This is a genomic window from Humibacter albus DSM 18994, assembly GCF_000421825.1.
GTDB lineage: Bacteria > Actinomycetota > Actinomycetes > Actinomycetales > Microbacteriaceae > Humibacter > Humibacter albus.
Genome location: NZ_ATXT01000011.1, coordinates 1 through 21,625 on the forward strand (window position 1 = coordinate 1; position 21,625 = coordinate 21,625).

At 64.6% G+C, this 21,625-nt stretch carries 22 protein-coding genes; 16 read left to right on the plus strand and 6 right to left on the minus strand.

Annotated features, from left to right (window positions below):
• On the minus strand, nt 1-182 hold a 182-nt coding region (locus H623_RS21335), incomplete at its 3' end, for a helix-turn-helix domain-containing protein (RefSeq protein ID WP_245558854.1).
• Between the two features lie 364 nt (nt 183-546).
• Here H623_RS21335 and H623_RS0101355 point away from each other — a divergent pair.
• Nucleotides 547-1,716 (plus strand): hypothetical protein, encoded by a 1,170-nt coding sequence (locus H623_RS0101355; protein ID WP_022899144.1) that lies wholly within the window; start codon nt 547-549, stop codon nt 1,714-1,716.
• A 205-nt stretch (nt 1,717-1,921) separates the two neighbouring features.
• Here the strand turns inward: H623_RS0101355 and H623_RS21620 are convergent, their stop codons facing one another.
• A complete protein-coding gene (locus tag H623_RS21620; RefSeq protein ID WP_022899145.1) occupies nt 1,922-2,227 on the minus strand; it encodes a site-specific integrase in 306 nt (101 codons plus the stop codon).
• A gap of 808 nt (nt 2,228-3,035) precedes the next feature.
• Between H623_RS21620 and H623_RS0101365 the strand changes: the two genes are divergently transcribed.
• From H623_RS0101365 to H623_RS0101375, 3 genes are read left to right on the plus strand one after another with little or no spacing between them, the layout of a single operon-like run.
• Nucleotides 3,036-4,121, plus strand: coding sequence for a DUF262 domain-containing protein (locus H623_RS0101365; RefSeq protein ID WP_022899146.1), 1,086 nt, complete (start codon nt 3,036-3,038; stop codon nt 4,119-4,121).
• Nucleotides 4,108-4,860: an MAE_28990/MAE_18760 family HEPN-like nuclease gene (locus tag H623_RS0101370; RefSeq protein WP_022899147.1), complete on the plus strand. Its 753-nt coding sequence runs from the start codon at nt 4,108-4,110 to the stop codon at nt 4,858-4,860. Before H623_RS0101365 ends, H623_RS0101370 begins: the two co-directional genes overlap by 14 nt.
• The gene (locus H623_RS0101375) at nt 4,860-5,939 is read left to right on the plus strand and encodes a DNA cytosine methyltransferase (protein ID WP_022899148.1); all 1,080 of its coding nucleotides are present in this window, start codon (nt 4,860-4,862) and stop codon (nt 5,937-5,939) included. Before H623_RS0101370 ends, H623_RS0101375 begins: the two co-directional genes overlap by 1 nt.
• Nucleotides 5,940-6,352: 413 nt before the next feature.
• Here H623_RS0101375 and H623_RS0101385 read toward each other — a convergent pair whose 3' ends face one another.
• Nucleotides 6,353-7,297: an NAD-dependent epimerase/dehydratase family protein gene (locus H623_RS0101385; protein ID WP_022899150.1), complete on the minus strand. Its 945-nt coding sequence runs from the start codon at nt 7,295-7,297 to the stop codon at nt 6,353-6,355.
• Nucleotides 7,298-7,373: 76 nt separating this feature from the next.
• On the opposite strand from H623_RS0101385, the gene H623_RS0101390 reads away from it, so the two are divergent.
• Together H623_RS0101390 and H623_RS0101395 are read left to right on the plus strand one after the other, a co-directional pair.
• On the plus strand, nt 7,374-7,970 hold the full coding sequence (locus H623_RS0101390; RefSeq protein WP_022899151.1) for a TetR/AcrR family transcriptional regulator: 597 nt from the start codon (nt 7,374-7,376) through the stop codon (nt 7,968-7,970).
• A complete protein-coding gene (locus H623_RS0101395; RefSeq protein WP_022899152.1) occupies nt 7,967-8,659 on the plus strand; it encodes a type 1 glutamine amidotransferase domain-containing protein in 693 nt (230 codons plus the stop codon). The genes H623_RS0101390 and H623_RS0101395 overlap by 4 nt, the downstream gene beginning before the upstream one ends.
• Nucleotides 8,660-8,967: 308 nt before the next feature.
• On the opposite strand, the gene H623_RS17170 is transcribed toward H623_RS0101395, so the two are convergent.
• Nucleotides 8,968-9,396, minus strand: coding sequence for a MerR family transcriptional regulator (locus tag H623_RS17170; protein ID WP_157560856.1), 429 nt, complete (start codon nt 9,394-9,396; stop codon nt 8,968-8,970).
• A gap of 89 nt (nt 9,397-9,485) precedes the next feature.
• Between H623_RS17170 and H623_RS0101405 the strand changes: the two genes are divergently transcribed.
• Nucleotides 9,486-10,391 carry an NAD-dependent epimerase/dehydratase family protein gene (locus tag H623_RS0101405; protein WP_022899154.1) on the plus strand — a complete coding sequence of 302 codons (906 nt, stop codon included), beginning with the start codon at nt 9,486-9,488 and terminating at the stop codon, nt 10,389-10,391.
• A 155-nt stretch (nt 10,392-10,546) separates the two neighbouring features.
• Here H623_RS0101405 and H623_RS17175 read toward each other — a convergent pair whose 3' ends face one another.
• Nucleotides 10,547-10,720, minus strand: a complete 174-nt coding sequence (locus H623_RS17175) for a hypothetical protein (protein WP_022899156.1) — start codon at nt 10,718-10,720, stop codon at nt 10,547-10,549.
• 360 nt (nt 10,721-11,080) lie between these two features.
• Here H623_RS17175 and H623_RS17180 point away from each other — a divergent pair, with 360 nt between their 5' ends.
• From H623_RS17180 to H623_RS0101440, 5 genes are all read left to right on the plus strand, one after another.
• Entirely contained in the window at nt 11,081-11,563 is a 483-nt protein-coding gene (locus H623_RS17180) for a fluoride efflux transporter FluC (RefSeq protein WP_022899157.1), read from the plus strand.
• A complete protein-coding gene (locus H623_RS0101425; protein ID WP_022899158.1) occupies nt 11,560-11,937 on the plus strand; it encodes a fluoride efflux transporter FluC in 378 nt (125 codons plus the stop codon). The genes H623_RS17180 and H623_RS0101425 overlap by 4 nt, the downstream gene beginning before the upstream one ends.
• A gap of 103 nt (nt 11,938-12,040) precedes the next feature.
• Nucleotides 12,041-12,364: an ArsR/SmtB family transcription factor gene (locus tag H623_RS0101430; RefSeq protein ID WP_022899159.1), complete on the plus strand. Its 324-nt coding sequence runs from the start codon at nt 12,041-12,043 to the stop codon at nt 12,362-12,364.
• Between the two features lie 150 nt (nt 12,365-12,514).
• Nucleotides 12,515-13,627, plus strand: coding sequence for a Nickel transporter NicT (gene nicT, locus H623_RS0101435; RefSeq protein WP_022899160.1), 1,113 nt, complete (start codon nt 12,515-12,517; stop codon nt 13,625-13,627).
• A 94-nt stretch (nt 13,628-13,721) separates the two neighbouring features.
• Complete coding sequence (locus H623_RS0101440; protein ID WP_022899161.1) at nt 13,722-17,045, plus strand: FUSC family protein; 3,324 nt, start codon at nt 13,722-13,724, stop codon at nt 17,043-17,045.
• 9 nt (nt 17,046-17,054) lie between these two features.
• On the opposite strand, the gene H623_RS0101445 is transcribed toward H623_RS0101440, so the two are convergent.
• A complete protein-coding gene (locus H623_RS0101445; RefSeq protein WP_084485498.1) occupies nt 17,055-18,083 on the minus strand; it encodes an FUSC family protein in 1,029 nt (342 codons plus the stop codon).
• Nucleotides 18,084-18,266: 183 nt separating this feature from the next.
• Between H623_RS0101445 and H623_RS0101450 the strand changes: the two genes are divergently transcribed.
• Genes H623_RS0101450 through ureC form a run of 4 tightly spaced genes read left to right on the plus strand, consistent with a single transcriptional unit; the run spans nt 18,267 to nt 21,619 of the window.
• Nucleotides 18,267-18,572, plus strand: coding sequence for an urease subunit gamma (locus tag H623_RS0101450; RefSeq protein ID WP_022899163.1), 306 nt, complete (start codon nt 18,267-18,269; stop codon nt 18,570-18,572).
• 5 nt (nt 18,573-18,577) lie between these two features.
• Nucleotides 18,578-19,420, plus strand: a complete 843-nt coding sequence (locus H623_RS17185; protein ID WP_033371138.1) for a sirohydrochlorin chelatase — start codon at nt 18,578-18,580, stop codon at nt 19,418-19,420.
• A 28-nt stretch (nt 19,421-19,448) separates the two neighbouring features.
• A complete protein-coding gene (locus H623_RS22105) occupies nt 19,449-19,892 on the plus strand; it encodes an urease subunit beta (protein ID WP_022899165.1) in 444 nt (147 codons plus the stop codon).
• A 2-nt stretch (nt 19,893-19,894) separates the two neighbouring features.
• A complete protein-coding gene (gene ureC, locus H623_RS0101465; RefSeq protein WP_022899166.1) occupies nt 19,895-21,619 on the plus strand; it encodes an urease subunit alpha in 1,725 nt (574 codons plus the stop codon).
• Nucleotides 21,620-21,625 lie beyond the last annotated feature (6 nt).

Consider the following 21,625-nt stretch of genomic DNA (forward strand, 5'->3'; position numbering starts at 1 on the left):
GAGGTCGCGTTCGGTGAGGTGACGGGACGTCGGGAATGCGGCTGAAACGCGCTCTCACCCTCGAGCCGATATCGGGCCACCAGTTTGGACACCCAACTCTGCGATACCCCGTAACGACGGGCGGCCTCCGACTGCGAAATACCGGACAGAACGGCACTAATCACGAGACGCTGCTTAGTCATGCCCCAGCGTCAACCGCCCAGCTACTCCCACCTCCGCAGACACGGTATTCCAATGACGCGAGACACCCATTCCGATGACGCGAGACACCCATTCCGATGTCCTGAACCAGGACACTGTCCCCCCGACGTAAAAGCCCAGAGCAGATTTCTCGCCTGGGCTTCATCACGTTCAGGGGTCGTTCTTCGTGGTCCCCTTCTGGTCCCCCTGGGGCGGCGCCGCACAGTCGCCTGTTGACAGTGGCGCCTCCTGGACTCGCTGTCCTGTGGATAAGGGGACCAAAAGGAGACCAGCTCACCTCATCCTTGACAGAGCCTTCTCGCTAGAAGCTCGCTGACGCGCAAACGACTACGGCAGAGTGGACCTGTGACCGCTGACGACATGCACTCCGAGCTTCGAGCCGTGTGGGGCCGGCTGGAGCGTCGACTGCGAGGTCGTCGTGACGACGCCAACATGGACTTCGGTGACGACACCTTCCACGTCGAGTTTGGCGATAAGGCCACTCGCGCAGTGAGTCTAGGACGATACCTCGACTCCGCGATTCAGTTGTCAGACAGGCATCTCTACGGCCCAGCGTTCACGATGCTCCGAAGCGGTCTTGAGCACGCGGTCTTCGACTGGTTGGTCTTTCTAGGCGAGACGTATGTGGAGCGCATACGGTCCGTTTCAGACGAGACGTGGGGCGAGTGGCAACGGGAACGAGAGGCAGGCGCCGATTGGGCCACGAGCATCCATACCTGGACCCGCACGAAGAAGGGTGACGTGATCATCCGATGGCGGGGATTGCTGTCGGCGCCCGATGAGCACGGCAAGCAGGAAAGACTGAGCATCTACTACTTCCTGATCGATGAATACGACGGTCTTCTAGGAAAGCCTGCTGACCAAGAGGATGACGGCTTCCTCACCAAAGACGAACTGCGACGTCGCGCTAGTGAGAACGAAGCTCGCTGGTTTGTGTACCTCCGGTGGTCCGCGCTCTTGGAGAACCTCGAACAGAACGGACTCATTGACGCTGCCGACTCGGGGCGGATCAGTGTCCACTACAGGTTTCTCTCCAGCTACGCGCACCCTGTCACGAACAGCGATGTGCGGTTGTATGGCCGCAACCTTGCCGGAGCGACGCCTCACTATGACCACTACGCGAGCGAGTTGGTTCTGCTCTATGCCATTGCGATCGCTGCACTCGAACTCCGTACCTACAGCGAAGGAATCAAAGAACGTCTGAACGCCGAAACTGCCGACCACGAGGGAACCACCGAGGACCTCAAGGCGGCAGATCAAGTTGCAGGGCACTTCTGGTTTGTAGGCGAAAATCCCCACCCGAGGGACCTTCACGACGAGGCAAACAGGCGATCAATCCGTCAACTTCGGGAAGGCGGCGACGAGCCGGTAGCTGTCCCGGAGATGTCAGAAGTGGCTTTCCCGCGCGACCCGCTCTCCAGGCTAATCAGACAGCACGCTAGTTCTTATGGGCGAGTCGCAGGAAGCGAGTACGTGAGCCCGTGGCCTCGTACCGACGCATCAGCGAGAGGATGAAACCAGGCCTTAGCACCCATCCTTCGTCAGATCCCTTGCCCCTGGCGAGCCTGCTTACGCTGCCCGGCGGCGGGAGAGGAAGGCGTTGGCCTGCTCGGCTGCTTAGGCCAGGTGGCGGTCGTCGGGGTGAAGATAGCCGCGGGTGGTTTCCATTGAGGCATGCCCGAGAATGTCTTGGAGCACGTGCAGCGGGATGCCGCGTCGGTCATCCAGGTCGCCCCCGTGTGGCGCAGGCCGTGCCGGGTGAGGTCGGGCAGTCCGAGCCCGCGACCATGCTGTCCCAATCGGTAGCGTCGCGGACCGTCGCGGTGGTGAGATAGCCGCCCTTCGGACCGACCAGTAACGAGTCCTCCGGCTGCTTGCCCTCGGTGAGGCGTTCCAGCACGGGCCGGAGCGGTTCCAGGATCGGCACCCGGCGCTCTTTGCGGCTCTTGGTCGGCTTGGTGACCAAGCCACCCTTGCCGGGGAAGACCTGCCGGCGGATGACGACGAGGTTCTTGCCGAAGTCCACGTCCCCGACTGCAACCCGGACACTTCGGAAGAGCGTGCGGCGACGAGCGCTGCGAGCATGACGAAGTCGCTGTAGGACTGGTGGACCTTCCCGCATGCCAACGTCGCCGTGATTCGGTGTCCTCTCGCTCCAAGGTCACCGACGAGGTACACGCCCATCTGCCGTCGGAGTTCTCTCTGTCACGAGTCAGTCGTGGACTCGGTGGCGAGGCAGGTTCAGCAAACTGCGCGGGTCCTTCGGGACGGCCCCTCGCGGGCACTCGGTTCATAGCCGCCTCCATGACGGAACACCGTCGCGCTATGACGAGGAAAGAGGCCCGCGATGCTGCGCACATCCATGAACCTGAGCGAACGAGGCTACGGCCTGTTCCGGTACGCGCCCACGAACCTGCTGCTCGGCGCGATCCGCTGTCGCCGCCGAGGCTTGAAGTGGGGCATCCCGGCCATGCTGGTCCTGGGCGCGGCTACTACTTCGCTACGGCGATCTGCTACACGAACATCGAGCGGGAAGGCCCCGGCCCCCTCTACCTGCTGGTCCTGCTGTTCGGCTGGAACGCCCCCAAGTTTCTTCTGGATCGGGCCGGTCAGCCTCGTCCAGCTCGTCCTCATCCGAGCACGGGAACGGAGTGCCCGCCGAGCCGCCGACGCAGGGGAGGGTGAGGAGAGCCGACAGGTGTCGGAGGCTACAGGCATCCTGTGACGTGGGCATGGGGTTCGCCCGCCTGTCGTCTCGGTGGCAGGGCAGCACCCCGGTAGCCTGAAGACAGGCCTACCTGTCGGAGGTGACGCAAGCAGAAGGAGGAGGTGCGATGGTGGCGCGCTCCAACGACCGACCGACTGCGGAGCAGATCGAGCTTGCCGAAGCACAGATCGTTGAGCAGTCCAAACGAATCGACTTCTTCCTCACTGAGTACTCCGTCGAGTTGCTGGCCCAGAAGGTCCGCGACGGCGAATACGTTGTGCCCGCGTATCAGCGTGAGTTCACCTGGGAGGAGCGTCGCAAGTCTCGGTTCATCGAGTCGTTGATTATGGGGCTTCCGATTCCGTTCATCTTCTTCTGGGAGATGCCGGACGGGCGGCTCGAAATCGTTGACGGCTCGCAGAGGCTGCGCACGATCGAAGAGTTCATCTACGGCGGATTCCAGCTCGGCGAACTCGACCCTCTGACACATCTGTCGGGATTCCGTTTCGATGACCTTCCCGAGTCGAGGCAGCGAAAGATCAAGAACCGATCAGTTCGGGGCATCGTTCTGAATGAGCATGCCGATGAGGCAGCACGACTCGACATGTTTGAGCGCATCAACACCGGCAGCAAGATCGCCAACAATGCTGAGATTCGTCGTGGCGCTCTCGCTGGACCGTTTCTGGACGTAGTGACTGAGCTTGCCAACGTGCCGCTCCTTGCCCAGCTCGCGCCGATGCCGGCGAAGGCCAAGAGAGAGCGCGGCTACGAAGAACTCGTCACGCGACTCTTCGCTTACGGGGACGGTCTTGACGGCTACCGAGACCGGCCTTCCGACTTCCTCTTCGCGTACTCAAAGAAGATGAACCAAGAGTTCGCCTCGAACCCGGACCTGGCTGACGCATATCGCCAGCGGTTCAATGCTGTTCTCGACTTTGTCTCGCGTAACTTCCCCTTCGGATTCCGTAAGGCTGAGAAGAGCACGGCCACGCCGCGGACGCGATTCGAGTCGATCGCTATAGGTGTTGACCGCGCCCTAGCTGAGATGCCGGATCTTGCCGACCGTCCAGTCGGCAAGATCGATGTTGCCTCCTGGATCAATCTGCCAGAGTTCCAGACGATCACGAGTTCGGACGGCGCTAATGCGATCGCTCGCCTTCGTGGACGTATCGACTTCGTGAAGCACAAGTTGGTGGGGCATGGCGACGATTGATCTTGCCCCGTTTTTCGAGGAGAGGTATGCAGAGATAGAGGCGTACCTCTCGTTTCTGCAGAACGTCGAGGATGCCGCCCGTGAGGGCACGCCCCGGCTCCGTGGAACCGACGCTCCGATCACCACCGAGCAGAAGAAGATTCTCAACTCAAGTCTCTACCTACAGCTTTACAACCTCGTAGAAGCGACTGTGCTCCGGTGCTTGGACGCGGTTGTCGCCGCGGTCGAGGAGACGGAACGGCGTCCGAGCGAACTAAGCATCGGTCTCCGAACTGAGTGGGTGCGTTCCATCGCGCGCACTCATGGCGACCTGGGGCCGGACAAGCGTCTGCAAGCGGCACTCGACCTGTGCGAGCAATTGTTGCGGCAGATGCCTGTCAAAGGGTTCAAGATCGAACCTGGTGGGGGCGGCAACTGGGACGACTCTTCGATTGAGAAGATATGTGAACGAGTCGGTTGCGGCCTGACGCTCTCACCTAATGTCGTTCAAGCGGCAAAGCGTCACATACGGGACGACATGGGCGCTCTCAAACTCGTCAAGGATCGTCGCAACGGGCTTGCTCATGGGTCACTGTCCTTCGTTGACTGCAGCGATGGCGTGACGGTAGCGGAACTCAAAGGGCTCGCGACTGCCGTCGGAGACTACCTGAGAGAAGCAGTTGGATGCTTCGTGAGTTTCATCCAGGTCGAGATTACCAAGAGTGAAGAGCAGGCAGAGATGGAAGGAGTGGTCGCTTGATGAACGAAAGCGAGAACGCTCCGACGATTCGTGCTGTCGATCTTTTTTGCGGAGTTGGCGGCCTGACTTACGGCCTCGTGCAGGCGGGTATCGAGGTAGTGGCGGGCATCGACATCGACCCGGCGTGCAAGTATCCCTACGAAGCTAATAACAAGGCCAAGTTCATTGAACGCGATGTCAACGAAGTCTCCGCGTCAGACGTGGCAGGAATGATTGCTGGGGCGGAAATCAGCATGATTGCTGGATGTGCTCCATGTCAGCCGTTCTCAACGTACAGTCGGTCAGGCAGGAGCAAGAAGCGCGGCGATGACTGGCAACTTGTTGAGACGTTCGGCAAGCTCGTGAAGGAAGTCCAGCCCGATCTGGTCACGATGGAGAACGTTCCTCAGTTGCTTGACCATCCCGTCTTCGCCCAGTTCCTGGAGAACTTTGAGGGTTATTCGGTTGAGTGGTCTGTTGTTCAAGCGGTTCGTGTTGGCATCCCTCAGACGCGTAAGCGCCTGGTTCTCATCGCGTCGAAGTTGGGCGCTGAAGGCCTCACGCTGGCGCAGGACAAGGAACGCGTGAAGACCGTGCGGGAGGCCATCGGCCGTCTCCGTCCGATCGATGCTGGCGAATCCGACCCGAAAGACCGCCTTCATGTCGCATCCCGATTGAGCAAGACCAATCTTGAACGGATACGCCACTCGAAGCCGGGCGGTACATGGCGCGACTGGCCCGATGAGCTCCAGGCCGCCTGTCATCGGAAGAGCACGGGCGCCACGTATCCGAGTGTATACGGCCGGATGTCGTGGGACGACGCGAGTCCGACGATCACTACCCAGTGCTTCGGGTACGGGAACGGGCGGTTTGGTCACCCCGAGCAGGATCGGGCCATCTCCTTGCGGGAGGCCGCGATCTTGCAGACCTTCCCACCTAAGTACAAGTTCGTACCTCCGGGCGAGCCTGTCCGGTTCAGCGTGCTGGGACGCCTCATCGGCAATGCCGTACCAGTGCGCCTCGGCGAGGTTGTTGGTCAGACGATCGTCGCGCACGCTTCGCGGTTCCGGCCGTCGGAGAGCCGTGTTGGGGCCGAGTGAGGTACGCCAAGACAAGAGCCGCGTGGCGCTCATCTTTCGTGGGGGACCAGAATCATGCAAACCATGCATCCCTGACGTGTTCTGCATGATCTGACGCCCGGAATCACGTCGGAATCCGGTCGGGCCGAAGCCGTTTGGACGCCTGGGGGGTCAAGGGGTCGCAGGTTCAAATCCTGTCAGCCCGACCGATAAACTACTGATCAGAAGGTGTTTTCATGAGGTCGTGAGATCGGCGTTCGCGCCGGTCTTGGACCCGACGTTGTACCCGTTGAACGCCTTGGCTCGACATGGTCGAAGCGGGCACGAGCATGTTCCTCGAGTACATGCGGCAGATGTACCCGGAGGCGATCTCCGCGAAGGCCGAGGCACGCATCGCGGATCAATAGCGCGCCGAGGGGAGCTCGTCAGATCGGTCAGCGCGGGGACGTTGTCTTCGGAGGTGCGATGAGCAGGCTCTCGAGGCCTTGCTGATGGGACGTGACGTCGAATCCGGGGAACCGCGAGGTGAACTTAGTGGAGTCGAAAACGTTGTCGTGCCGGTATCTCGGTAGAAGCTCCCGCATCTCGCGTACTTGCGGTGATACGTACCCGGCGGCACTCAGCAGCCACTTCGGGATCACGGAATAGCCGAGGTCGCGTCCGAGCACCGCGCCCGCGGTCGCGACAAACTCACGGTAGGTGGGATGCTTGGATGGAGCGGGCAGGTGCCACGTCTGCCCGAACGCGTCGGTCGTGTGGCCGAGCAGTGCGAGCGCCCGGCTCGCGTCCGGGGTCCAGATGAGGGTGCGCCGACGATCGTCGCGGACCGGCACGAGAGGCCGCTTCCCCGTCCTTATGCGATCGAGGACGAGGGCGTTCGTGAAGCTCTGCGTCTTCCCAGGTCCATAGAACTCCGGTGCGCGAGCGATGAGCACCGGAATGTCGCCGCGCTCGATCTCCTCAAGGACCGTCGTGGCCATCGCGGCACGGACTCTGCCCTTCGGCCCGACGGGCGCGAATGGGGTCTCCTCGGTCTGGACGCGGTCGTCCTGCGGGTACATGTAGGTGTTGTCGAAATAGGCGAACGCCGCGCCCGCCGCCCGGGTGGCGTTCAGCGCGTTTCGGAGCATCGTGGGGAACTGCCGTTCCCAGAGTTCGGTGTCGGCTGGAAGGCCGGCGGTGAAGTAGACAACCTCGCTGCCTGCCACTGCAGCGGCGGTCTGTCCCGCATCGAGCAGGTCCGCCTGGGCCACCGCATCGCTCGCGTTCACCTTGCGTGGATTCCGGCTAACGAGTCGCAGGTCAGTGGTGTACGCACGCGCCAGTTCGCGGGCAAGCTCGGTAGCGATCTGACCGTTCGCGCCAAGGATCGTCTGCATGGAGTTCCTCTCGTCAGAGTGTTATGTTAGCACCGCATACATTACGCAAGCGCCACGAAGGTGGCGGGGAGTATCAATGTCGACAATCGAGAAGACGTACCATCACGGCGACCTTCGCGCGGCGCTGCTCGCGGCGGCGGTCGAAAGCCTTGAAGCCGGCGAGACGCCGTCGATGCGCGCAGTTGCGCGCCGGGCGGGCGTATCGCCCGCTGCGCCGTATCGCCACTTCGCCGACCGTGACGCGCTGGATTCGGCGCTCGCCGTTCGGGGCTTCGATGATCTGCGTGGCGCTCTCGTGGCGGCGCTCGGGCGGATACCCGCGCCGGCCTCGGCGCAGGAGACTCTGTGCGCTCTGGCTGTGACGTACGTGGACTTCGCGTTGCGCCGGCCCGCGCTGTTCCATCTGATGTTCGGCAACGAATGCGACGATGCAGACAGTGAGAGGGTGCGGGCCTCCGGCCAGCTCCACGACCTGCTTGGTGATGTCGTGACGCGACTATTCCCGACCGCGGAGAGAGCCACCCTGTCGCTGGCGCTGTGGGGTCTCGCCCACGGCCTGGCCTTCCTTCACCTCGACGGCAAACTCCGTCCCGAACCCACCGATGAGGTCGCGGCGCGCGTCTGCGCCGCCATCACGATGATCCTCGCCTTGAACCAAGGAGAAGCGTCATGACCCGCATCTTGCACGTCGTCACCAACGTCGGCCACTACGACGACCCGTCGCAGCATCCGACCGGACTGTGGCTGTCCGAGCTCTCCCATGCGTGGGAGGTGTTCGAGCAACGAGGGTTCGAGCAGGCGATCGTCAGTCCGCAGGGCGGCGTATCGCCCCTGGAGCCTCGCTCGCTGAAGTTCCCCAATTACCACAAGAACGCCAAGGCGTGGCATAACGACCCGGCGCGGATGGTGCTGCTTGAGACGACCCTGAGCCCCGACGAGGTGCACTCGGCCGACTACGACGCCATCTACTTCACCGGCGGACACGCGGTCATGTTCGACTTCCCCGACAGCGAGGGACTGCAGCGCATCACTCGCGAGATCTGGGAGCGCGGCGGCATCGTGTCGTCTGTCTGCCATGGATACTGCGGGCTGCTCAACACCCGGCTATCCGACGGGACGCTGCTCGTCGAGGGCAAGAACCTCACGGGCTTCGCGTGGCAGGAGGAGGTCCTCGCGCGGGTCGACAAGCTCGTCCCTTACAACGCCGAGAAGGAGATGAAGAAGCGCGGTGCGCACTACGAGAAGGCGAAGCTGCCGTTCGTCTCTTACGCGGTCGTCGACGGCAACCTCGTTAGCGGGCAGAACCCTGGATCCGCGAAGGAGACCGCCGAAAGGGTCGCAGCTGCTCTGACCACTGACTAAGCCCTGTGCTCATATCCCTCGCGCCTTCGTCGGCTTGCGTAAGCCGACCCTGGCCTTCAGGATCGCTTGGCCAGTTGCCTCGTGGTGTCGCCCGTTTCGTAGCGATGCGCCACTTCGGCACGCTGCCATTCCGCACCCGCCTGACACGCGGTTGGAGTTCCCGAGAAGAAGCCCCGACGGACCTTGAAATATCGCGGGGTCGCGCGGCGTAACAGAGGCCGCCTATTTATTGGAACAGAGGTCGACGATGTCGACCGCGTGATGTCTCAGGACATCGGAATAGCTCGAACAAGTCGTGCAGGTTCGGGCTATTCACCCTTCTGCGGCATGGGTCGTCGCGTTCGACGTTGAAGGTCGGCTCGCGTCGCGTGTATCTGTGTCGGGCCGCCGCTGGATGTCTCGCGCAAGTAATCCGAGAGCAGGTCTCGCGTCTGCAGAAGCCGCTGGGCCTTGGCATCCATCTCGTCGCGGATCTGAGCGACACGTTCGCTGATCGCCGCGCAGTCTCCCTCGATGGGACCCGCACCGGCGGTGCACGGGAGAACCCTCTCGATCAAGCTGGTCGGGAAGCCGAGGTCGAGGAGCGACTTGATCGTTCCGACCGTCTCGGCGGCCGAGGAGTCGTACTCGCGATAACCGTTGGGCTGCCGCCGTGAGGAGATCAGACCGAGGCTCTCGTAGTACCGAAGCGATCGCGGGCTCGCGCCTGTCGCGCTGCTCAACTCACCGATCTTCACGATCCGCACCTTTCACGACTTGACCTTGACACTGGTGTTAAAGTTTAGCGTGGTGTCCGCCGCGAAACACGCGGCGGGAAGGAACACCGATGAAGATCTTCATCACGGGCGGAACCGGCTATCTGGGATCGGTTCTCGTCGAGCACCTGACCGAGGCCGGGCATGAGGTCGCCGCTCTGGCGCGGTCGACCGCGAGCGCTCAGCGACTTACCGAAGCAGGGGCCACTCCCGTTCTCGGGTCGTTGGCCGATACCGCGATCCTCACTCGAGCGGCCGGCGAGGCGGACGCCGTGATCCACGCTGCTGTCGACTACTCCATGTCGGAAGAGTCCACGCGCACGGAGCTCGCCGCCGTCACGGCTCTGGTGGCCGGTGCGGGCTCGGCCGGCACCGGCAAGCCCGTCATCTACACGAGCACCGGCCTCGTCTACGGATTCGATGCCGGCCAGGATTCTTCCGAGGACGCTGTGCTTCCCGAGGCCAGCGCGCAGCCGGTGAAGGTCGCCGCCGAACGCATCGTGCTCGACGCCGCGGGGACGACGAGCATCGTCGTGCGGGCGGGTCTCATCTTCGGTCGAGGCGGAACGGGTCTCGTCACCGGGCTCATGGAGTCCGCCGCGACGAACGGCGTCGCGACCTACATCGACGAGGGCAGCAACTCCTGGCTGCCCGTCCACGTCGACGACCTGGCGGACCTTTACGTGCGGGCGATCAGCGCGCCGGTCGCCGGCATCTTCAACGCGGTCGGCGACATCCGGTTCAGCTTCCGTGACCTTGCCGAGGCGATCGGAGATCTCACCGGCACCCCCGCCGTCTCCGTTCCCTTCGCCGCCGCGGAGCAGGCGTTGGGTCCCGCCGCCCGGGTGCTCACGACCACCAGCGGTCTTGTGAGCACGAAGGCGCGTGAGACCTTCGGCTGGACTCCTTCGAACCGCTCTCTGATCGACGACGTGCGTCACGGCTCCTACGTCGCCCTCGCCAGCGCGCACGCGTAGGCTCGCCCCCGGGAGCGGCTCGGGGCGTGTTCCACGAAGTGAGCCGCTCCCGGTGCGCGCGAGCGTGCCTTCGCTCGGCTTCCGCGCGCTCGTCGAACAGTGCCGAGCGGGCTCCGGCTCGGTCGGTTCATCGACGTCGCGAGCTTCCGACGACCTCAGCTGATCCGGAGCGACGCGATCCGGCCGTCGCGCACGACGAACGCCAGCGGGCTCGTCCCGTTGAAGCCGTTGCCTGTCACCGTCACAGTGACGGTCCACGCACCCGGCTCCGAACCGGCGCTGGCATCGACGAACTCTCGGATGGCGTCGGGAACTCGCTGCTCACTCATGGTCTTCCTCTTCTCGCGCGCTGTTGTGTGGCCCGGGGCTCGGACGGCCGAGCGACCGAACGTGCGCGCTACGAGAAGTCTTCATCACCGGGCGGACACCAGGGGGAGACCAGAAGTCACCGCCTTGCTCCCTCGTGCGGGATGAGCGAAAGCCGCGGGTCGTGCGCGAATCGAGCCCGAGGCCGACGATAACGTCGGTCCGGTGAGGCCCGGGGGGAGCTTCGGGTCGAACGCTGCGGAGTTCGACCGAGCGCCGCAGCGCACGCAGAAGCAGCACGAGACCAATGGCGGTCCAGCGGCACGACGACCGCCTGATCGGACGATCCCGGTGGAGATCGGGGTCGCACAAGGGGGCCCGCAATGACGTCCGTCGAACACGCTCGCGACAGCCATCCAACCAATCCCCGGCCGGCGTTCGCTCAGCCGAGACTCATCCTCTACGTCTTCCTCGGAGGAGGGATCGGGGTGGGGTTCCGACTCGGGATCGAGCTGCTGCTGCCCTGGTCGGCGGAGGACGGCATCCCGTGGGCTATCGTCACCACGAACCTGTCGGGCGCGTTCATCCTCGGGTTCCTGCTGACCGCGCTCGGACGTCGAGGGCCTGAGACCTCGGCGAGGCGCGACATCCGGCTCTTCGCCGGAACGGGCATTCTGGGCGGCTTCACGACGTACAGCTCGTTCGCGACCGACACAGCGGTGCTGCTCGGCACGAACCCTGTGCTGGCCGTGGGGTTCGGCACGGTCGGCGTTCTCGCGGGTGTAGTTGCCGCGGCGCTCGGAGTGTCGCTCGCGGGAGCGCTCGTGCGAGAACCATCGACGCAGACCGAGGAGGACGCGGCATGAACGCCGGAACCTTCCTTCTCGCCATGGTGGGCGGTGGCGTCGGGGCATCCATCCGGTTCGTCCTCGACGGTCGCATCATGCGCACCGTGCACACCGGTTATCCGTGGGGGACGTTCACCATCAACGTCACAGGCTGGCTGGTGCTGGGATTCCTGACCGGGCTGGCTCATTCGTCTGTGCTCGACACATCCTGGCTGTTCATCCTGGGCGAAGGAGCGCTGGGCGGCTACACGACGTTCTCCACTGCGATGGTGGACATCGTGCACATGCTGCAGAAGCGCACGAACGGCGGCCCGGTCTGGAACGGGATAGTGGTGCTCGTGCTGGCCGTCGCCGCGGCGGTGATCGGCCTTCTGATCGGACGCGCGTTCTAGCCTGCGCTGGAGAGCCGGCCGCACTCACGCTCGTCGCGCCTCCGGGGTCTCTTCGCGGGGGCGTTATGATCTGCACACCCGACCGTGGCCCGAGGGGAAGACGATGCAGGACGACCGCACGAAAGAGTCTGCGCGCCAGGCGTACGAGACGGTGGATGTCGACGGCTGGACCGCGCGGTTGACCCTGCTGGCCGATCCGACCCGGCTGCGACTCCTGCTGTGCCTGCACTACATGCCAGGGCTCAACGTGCAGGAGGTCGCGGCCGTCACCGACGTGACGCCGACGGTCGTCTCCCAGTCGTTTCGGCGGCCGCGGGCGAACGGCTGGGTTGTTTCGGAGAAGTCGGGTCGAGAGCAGATCTACCGGCTGGCGGACGAGCGACTGCACTCCCTGCTTCACACGATGGGCGCCCGGCACTCCCACTGAGCGCGCGTGGTGCAGCGGCCGTGGCGCGTGTCACCGCCACGTCACGGTCGAGCTGCGACGGCGCCGCCATGCCCGGTCTCTTGCGCTGATACCACGCGCTGGATAGCCTGACATTGCTGCACGGGGGTGCAGGTGTGGCTGGGGGGCTCAATGACGATTTCGCGCGCAATTCCGGCACCGGCACCGCAACGTCGACGCAGCGGAATTCGCGCCTACGTCGGCATGTACGGCGTGATCGCGCTCCTTCACGTGCTCGGCTGGGGCACCCTCGTCGTCTTGGTCGTGACGGCCGATCAGGGCGCCGGATCATCCGCGTTCGGGCTTGGGCTCGGTGCGGTCGCATACATGCTCGGCATGCGCCACGCGTTCGACGCGGACCACATCGCGGCGATCGACAACACCACCCGGAAACTGCGCGAGGATCCGACGAGCCGGCCGGTGTCGGTCGGATTCTGGTTCTCTCTCGGACACTCGACCGTCGTTCTCGTCATGGTCGCCCTGGTTGCGGCGGGCGTTCACGCGCTCACGGACGAGATCACGAACAAGTCGTCCTTCGTCTCGACGTATGCGGGACTGTTCGGCGCCTCGATCTCCGGGATCTTCCTGCTGATCATCGGCGCGGTGAACCTCGTGGTCCTGCTACGGATCGTCGGGGTGTACCGACGGACCCGCACCGATGCGATGGACGAGACAGAGCTGGAGCGGCAATTGGCGGGCCGCGGACTGATGAACCGATTCTTCGGACGCCTGATGCGGTTCGTCAGCCGGCCGTTCCATATCTATCCGATCGGCGTCCTTTTCGGCTTCGGGTTCGACACGGTCAGTGAGATCGCACTCCTCGCCATCGCCGGGGGAGCTGTCGCGAACGGCATGCCGTGGTACGCCGTGATGGTTCTGCCTGTGCTCTTCACCGCGGGCATGTCGCTGCTCGACACCACGGACGGAGTCTTCATGTATCGCGCGTACGAGTGGGCGTTCGAGCGGCCCGTTCGCAAGATGTACTACAACATGTTCGTCACTTCGCTCTCGGTGGTGATCGCTGTCGTCGTCGGCGCCATCGAGATCGTCGGAGTGATCTCGTCGGCCACGCACGTCGAAAACGGACCGCTCGCCTGGATCGCCGATCTCGACCTCAACTACGTCGGATTCGCGATCGTCGGTCTCTTCGCTCTCGCCTGGATCGTGTCATCGGCGATCTGGCGCACCCGGCGCATCGATCAGCGATGGTCGTCGCGGTTGATTCCCGGCGACTCCGACTCCTAGCGTCGATCGACGACGGCGACCGTGACGCGAGCACCGGCTCGCGGCGGGGTCGGCCTCCCGAGCCGCCTGAAAGGGTGTGGTTAGTATCGGCGCCATGGATGCCGTGTGGATCGCGTTCGGAATCGCTGTTCTCGCGTTCACCCTCCTCGACACGTTTCTGGTCGTGCTCAATTACAACGAGCCTGGCTTCTTCGCCAACAAGGTCGCGCGCGCCGAGTGGATCGCGATCCGCTCCTTCACCCGCCGAGTGTCGCGCCGTTGGCGTCCGCTCGTCCTCCGCCAAGTCACCGGCAGCCTGATCCTCACGACCCTGCTCTGCTGGCTGGTCGGGCTCGTGCTCGGGTTCGCGTTCATCTATCTGGGACTCATCGGACTCGGCGCGTTCCAGCTCTCCACGGGCGTGAAACCCGACTTCGTCGGAGCCTTCTATCTCAGCGTCGGCCAGTTCTCCACCGCGGGCGCGGACAACATTTCGCCCGCCGGCGGCTGGGTCAACCTCATCCCGGTGGCGGAAGCCCTGCTCAGCGTGGTGATCCTGTCGTTCTTCATCACGTTCCTCAGCAACATCTTCTCGGTCATCCAGAACCTGCGCTCGTTGTGCGCCGACTTCTTCCAGGTGGGTCCCGGCGTGGGCAGTCCGGTCGAGGCGCTGCGACCCTTTTTTCCCGGCGGCCGTTCTCGCGGCCTCGACCTGCACCTGACCAACATGGTCAACGACTTCAACCTCTACTGCGACAGCCTGCGTCAGGACCGGGCGGCGTACCACTTTCAAAGCGGCGAAGACCGCTTCTCGTTGCCGTATGCGCTCCACATGGTCGCGGGCGAGGCCGGCGCGCTGCAATGGGGGCTACCGGCGGGCCACGCCGCATCCCAGTCCCCGCAGATCGTGCGACTGATCGAGGCGTTCAGCGAGTTCCGCGACGACCGCTACGTGCAGATGGGCTGGCAGTCGCGCATCGCACCCGCGCCGCTCTCACGGGAACGGTTCGTTCAGGAGCGGGATGCCTATTCCTCGCATCGTCTCGATGTGCAGCTCGATCCGTGGGCGGCACGGTTCTTCGCGCTGAACGACGCGATGGTATCGTTGGCCCACGACAGCATTCCTGACGTCCCCGACGACGCCTACGTACGATATGTCGGCTGGCTCCCATTCGCCTCCGCCGCCCACCAGTTCGTCTCGGACGTCGGTCACGACCTCGACTTCCAGCCGATCTACCGGGATGACCCCTCGGTGCCCGCTGTCGTGACGAGCTCGTCCGATGAAGACGTGACACAGGATGCCGACGCCGGCAGCGAAGACACCCCGCGCCGCAGCCGGGTCGCGTCATGGCTTCGCCGCCGCCAGGCCTTCCTCGATCCGGGTTTCGTGCGCACCCGATCGGCGCTGAGGACGCTGGTCATCGTCATCGTCGCCGCCGGGATCGCGACTGGGATCGCCGCCGGGCTCTCGATCAGCGCGACCACCGCGGGGGCGCTGGCCGGGCTCGTGGCGATGTTCGCGTCCTCCTCGTCGACGGGACGGCAGGAGGCATCCCGTCGAGTGGGTCTCATCGGACTGATCGCCACGTTCGGCGGCATCACGTGCGGTGTGCTGCTCCCGCAGGCATCGATGTGGACCATGCTCGCTCTCGCTGCGCTGGCAGCGATCGCAGTATGGCTGAGTCGGTTCGGTCCGATGGCGGGCTCCTTCGGCCGTCTGCTCTTCATCACCGCCTTCTTCGCCTCGCTGCTCGAGGTCGAGCCGCAGGAATACGTCGCGGCGTTCATCGCGTCCGGGATCGGTGTCGTGTGCAGCTGGATCGCGAGCTTCCTCCCCACCCGGTCGCCGCGTGCCCGACTCCGCGATGCCGTGCACGCGTTCTTCGCTCGATCGGCCTCAGTGCTCGACGCCGCCGCAGACTCCGTGACCACGGGACGCGACCCCGCGATCGACAGGCGGCTGAGGGCGGCCGCCCTGGCACTTCGAGACACCGCAGCGCACCTGGCGACCAGCCTCGATCTCGACCGGCCGCCAGCGGGGCTCTCCGAAACGCGGGCCCGGATGCTCCGTCTGCGCGTGTTCGAAGCCGACTTGGCCGCGCAGGGACTCGTGCGGGCATTGTCGTCGGGATCCGACTACGCGATCACCGTCGATGTCGGCGCGGTTCTCGCGGGTGAGCTCGTGGCACTGCAGCGGCACATCATCTCCCTCGAGCACGACGACAGCGATACGCCCTTCGCTGTGCACGCGACGCCGCGACCCGACTGGAGCGAGGAGTCGCAGCGAGCACTCGCGGGCATTCGTGAGACGGCCGCCGCGTTCGATCGTCTCTCCGCGGCGAGACGCGGGGCCGAGGAAGCGGCGCCGATGACTCCGTCGACAGCGCGTGAAACGAAGCCGGCTCGCGCTGCGCGCGCCGTGCAGGACCAGCGGCAACGTGGCGCCACCGACCGTCGTGCCCTGCAGTCCGGACTCGCCGTCGCGCTGGCGCTCTTCCTCGGCGAGTTCGTCTCGTCGGGAGCGCAGTACTGGGCGGCGCTGCCCGCGTACCAGAGCCTCGCCGCAGCCGATGGGTTCAGCTGGAAGCGCAACCTCCAGCGCGGCGTCAGCACGGTCGCGGGAGCGGCCGTGGCCTTCGGCCTGACCCTGGCGACCGGGCACAGTCCCGTCACGACGTTCACGGTGCTCGGCGTCACGGTCTTCCTCACGGTCTTCCTCCGCACCGTCGCCTCGTCGTGGACGGTGTTCTGGCAGACGATCCTGCTGGCCACGATGTACGACGCGCTGAGCGCGCTCGATGTCGAAGCCGTGCAGGTGCGCATTGTCGAGACGCTCATCGGCGCCGCGATCGCGCTCCTCGTCTCCGCGCTCGTGCTGCCGACGCGCGTGCGCGCGAACACCGTGACGATGATGTCGAATGCGATCGCAGCGGCCATGGCTTCGACGCACGCGACCCTGGGCCGCCTCGCGGATCCGTCCGCTGTCGACGCGTCGTCTGCCGACGCTCTGGAGTCCCAGATGGATCGACAGTTCAGAGAGATCCACGCCGCCGCGCGCCCGCTTCGCAACGGTGCCGGCTCGATGGGGCGCGGCGGTATCGAAGCTCAGCTCGTCTCGTTATGGGCTCTGCTGTACTACGTGCACCGCTTGAGCTGCGCGGGCGCGATGACGGGTCCCTCTGCGATCACGCCGACGCAATGGCAGCAACTGGATGCGTCGACTCGCGACAACTTTCAGGCCGCGCTCGCCGTGCTCGACAACCGTGCGCCCTCCCGGATACGTGACGTCAGAGACGCCGACACGTCGCAGACGGACGGCATGACGCCCGACGAACGCGAACTGCTCGAGGACATCACGCGCATCAACGAGGTTCTTCTCACTTACGTGGATGACGTCGCGATCGGCTCGACCGACACGCTGATCGCGAGCCGGACGTGATGTCGCGGATCAGGAACTCACGAGGTCTTCGCGGTCCCTCTCCCGTCTCGTGACGAACACGTGGCCGATCGAGAGGACGACGACGGCCGCCGCCACGCCGACCAGGGTGTACATCGCACGTTCGAAGATCGCGTGATCGATCGCTGGGGAACCGCCCTCGGTCTGCAGGACGACCGCCGGGGTGAGGAAGATGACGAACACCCAGTAGGGAAGCTTCATGTTCGCCAACGCCGCCGCGACGGTCAGCACGAGCGCGACGATGGTGATGACGCCCGGCGACGACTGGAACACCGAAGCGATCACGACGGCGACCAGCGCGCCGACCAACGTGCCCACTGCGCGGGAGATCGCGCGCTTCGTGGCATCGGAATAGAGGGGCTGGACGACGACGAAGAAGGTGAGGATGATCCACCAGGAATCCGAGTCGAGCACCGTCATGGCGACGAACGTCGACACGCCGACGAGCACGCCGAGAGCAGCGGCGAAGTAGGCCGAGGTGCGGAGCGGGAAGGTTTTCGGCGGCTTCATCGGAATGGCCCGCACGACGAACTGGCCGAGCACCGCGGTCCAGAGCCCGCCGGCGAGAGCGAAGCCGACGAGAACGAGTCCGGCCGCGACCGACGACGAGGCAGCCACAGTTCCAGACGGCAGGGCGACGTTGATGTCGCCGATCAGCGCGAATGAGGTCAGCGGCGCGGCGAACGACAGCATCAGCTGCCATCCGCGAAGGGCGCTGAATCCGGTCGCCACCGCGAGCGCGGCCATGTAGAGCGCCCCGACGATCGGGAAGTCCCTCAGCAGGAGTGAGAGCCCCATCAGCAGCGGAGTGAGGACGGCGGCAGCGAAGCCCAGACGCGGGCTCTTGAACAGGCCGATCACGGCGGGAAGCATTCCGAGATACCACAACGAGGAGTTCGCGTGCCACGCGGTGAAACTCAGGATCACCATCGGCGCGAGCAGGAGCAGCGCGAGCACGACGAGCACAGCGATCGGCGGCGCGTGTCTCGGCGCGCGCTCTGATTGTCGGATAGCCGTCATACGCGTTTACGATACAGAAAGCCATGCCGGTACGCGTAGTAATTCGAATGGCTGCCGCATGCGCCTATCGCTCACTCCTGCGGTGAATGTGAAAAGCATTGCGTTCGTGTAGGCGAGCCGACATAATGCCTAAAGGGCGCGACGGGGGGTTGCGTCTACGACCTGCTGGGGACAGGAGCGGTAATGGACCTCGCGCCACGTGAGATCGACAAGCTGTACGTATACCAGGTTGCGGAACTCGCGAGACGACGGCGAGAACGCGGAACAAAGCTCAATATGAGCGAAGCGCAAGCGCTGGTGACGGAGGCCATTCTCGAGGCCGCACGCGACGGAAAGCCCGTCGCCGATTGCATGGAACTCGGCAAGAAGGTCGTCACCGAAGACGAGTGCATGCCGGGGGTGCGCGAGCGGATCACCCTGCTCCAGGTCGAGGCCACGTTCCCGGACGGAACGAAGCTCGTCTCCTGCCACGACCCGATCGGAGGGTGAGTTCGTTGACGCACGGCCGCCCGGTCCGCGTCATCCTCGTCGGGGGGCACGAGAGTGCCGACGGAGCAGATCTGGCCAGGATCGCCGGTCACCTCGACAATACGGTCAGCGCGAAACCCGGCCGCGCATTCCACAACACGGTCGTGGCTTCCCTCGAAGCGGACGAGACCGTCGTGGTTGTTCCGATGACCTTCGGCAGAAACCCCACCATGGTGGCCGACATCGCGAAGACGCTGAAGTGGTTGGCACCGAAATACCCGCGACAGATCGCGCTCGCAGAGTCGTTCGGGCGCGTCGACCACCTCACCGCATGGCTGCGAGCCGCAGCGAACCGCGCCGCAGCCGGCGGAGGGTCATGTGCACTGCTCATCGTCGCCGCACCGTCGAATCCGTTCGATGAGGCCGAGTTGCATCGCATCGCCTATCTCGTCGCCACCCACGGTGCACTGGACGAGGTGGGGGTGGCGATCGCCGGCGACGAGCCCGGTTTGCGACGTGCCGTCGAGCGGCAGCGCCGGCTCGGCGTGGAGCGCGTCGTGACCGTGCCCGCGGGGTTCGCAAAGGCGCTGCCGGAGGCGAGCGCCGAGTTCGCGGGCCCGCTGATGAGCGAGGCGGCCGTCATCCGGGTCGTCGGCGATCGGGTCGCGGATGCCGTCACCGCGCTCGGGCAAGGGGCCGACGGAATCGACTCGGGCCTCGGCGCCGATCACGGTCACGGGTACGCCCATTCTCACGCATTCGAGGAGAGTCAGGGCATTACACACCAGCACGGCAATTCTGCACCGCATGCGCATTATCACCCGAATGGGGTGACGCATACGCACGCCCATATTCACGATCACCATTGACATGAAGTACCGGGGGGAAAGGAACACCGTGGCAACCAGGAAATCGAAAGTCCATCACGACGGCGGCACCATCGAGATCAATGCCGGAAGGGATTCCGTGACGCTCAAAGTCACGAATACCGGCGACCGTCCTGTGCAGGTCGGCTCGCATTTTCATTTCTTCGAAGTGAATCCCGCCATGCGTTTCGTGCGCGAAAAGGCATGGGGAATGCATCTGGATGTTCCGGCGGGCACGGGGGTGCGGTTCGAGCCGGGTGAGACCAAGGAGGTCACTCTCGTGGCGTTCGCCGGCGGTCGTCAGATCGTCGGGTTCAACGGCCTGGTCGACGGCGGACTCGATGCCCACCAGACGAAGGTCGATGCGATGCGTCTGCTGGCGGAGCGAGGCTTTCAGAACGGCGAGCCCGACAGCAAGGTGGGCAAAGCACCGACGCCGAAGAAGACGTCCGCGACCACGAAGGGTGCGAAGTAGCCATGGCCATCATCTCTCGCCAGCAGTACACCGACCTGTTCGGCCCGACGGTCGGCGACAAGGTTCGACTCGCCGACACGAACCTCATCATCGAGATCGAGAAGGACTACGCGGCCGACAGCTACGGAGACGAGGTCGTCTATGGCGGTGGCAAGTCGGCTCGCGACGGCATGGCAGCCGATCCGCTCGCAAGCCAGAGTCACGGCGCGCTCGACCTCGTGATCACCAACGCCATCGTCATGGACCCTGTCCTGGGCATCGTCAAGGGCGATATCGGAGTCAAAGACGGCCTCATCGTGGGCGTCGGCAAGTCGGGCAACCCCAAGACGCAGAAGAACGTGGATCCGAAGCTGCTGGTCGGACCCGGCACCGAAGTGATCGCCGGCGAGCACCTCATCGCGACCGCCGGTGCGATGGATGCCCACGTGCACTTCATCTCTCCACAGCAGGCGTACTCCGCGCTGTCGAACGGCGTCACGACGCTGTTCGGCGGTGGCACGGGACCGACGGACGGCACGAACGGCACGACGTGCACGCCGGGAGCCTGGAACATCTACCGCATGCTGCAGGCGTGGGACGACCTTCCGGTCAACGTCGGAATCCACGGCAAGGGGAACGGATCGCTGCCGCAGGCGCTCATCGAGCAGATCGAGGCGGGCGCCGGCGGACTGAAAGTGCATGAGGACTGGGGTGCGACGCCGGCGGCTCTCAGCCAGGCGCTCAGCGTCGCCGATGAATACGACATCCAGATCGCGGTGCACACCGACTCGCTGAACGAGGCGGGATTCGTAGAGGAGACCGTCTCTGCCATCGATGGCCGGACGATCCACACGTATCACACCGAAGGTGCGGGCGGCGGGCACGCCCCGGACATCATCAAGATCGCCGGCCAGTCGAACGTCTTGCCGTCGTCGACGAATCCGACGCTGCCGTACACGGTGAACTCGATCGACGAGCTGCTCGACATGGTGATGGTGTGCCACCATCTCTCCTACGAGAGTCCCGAGGACATCGCCTTCGCGGATTCGCGCGTGCGTGCCGAGACGATCTCGGCCGAAACGGTGCTTCACGACCTCGGGATCATCTCGATGTTCTCCTCCGACTCGCAGGCCATGGGCCGCATCGGGGAGTCCGTCACGCGAGCGTTCCAGACGGCCCACCACTGCAAGGACAAGCGTGGAAAGCTTCCGGAGGATGCCGAGGGCAACGACAACTTCCGCGTGCTGCGATACCTCGCGAAGGTGACGATCAACCCGGCCATCACACACGGGCTCTCGTCGTACATCGGATCGCTGGAGCCCGGGAAGATGGCGGACATCGTGCTCTGGCCGGTGGACTCGTTCGCGGCCAAGCCGAAGCTCGTCCTCAAGGGCGGCCTGATCAACTGGTCGCTCATGGGAGATCCGAACGCGTCTCTTCCCACCCCGCAGCCGGTGTACTACCGACCGATGTTCGGTGCCAACGGTCAGGCGCTGAACGCCACGCGCGCAACCTTCGTGTCGCAGGCATCCATCGACAAGGGCGTGCCGGAACTCCTCGGGCTCAAGAGCAACATCCTTCCGGTGAAGGGCACCCGCACGATCGGCAAGAAGGACATGGTGCGCAACAGCGCGACCCCGCACATCGAGGTCGATCCGGAGACCTACCAGGTCTCGGTCGACGGGGAACCGGTGCACATCGAACCGGCTGAGTCGCTCCCGCTCACCCAGCTGTTCTATCTCGTCTAGCGCGAC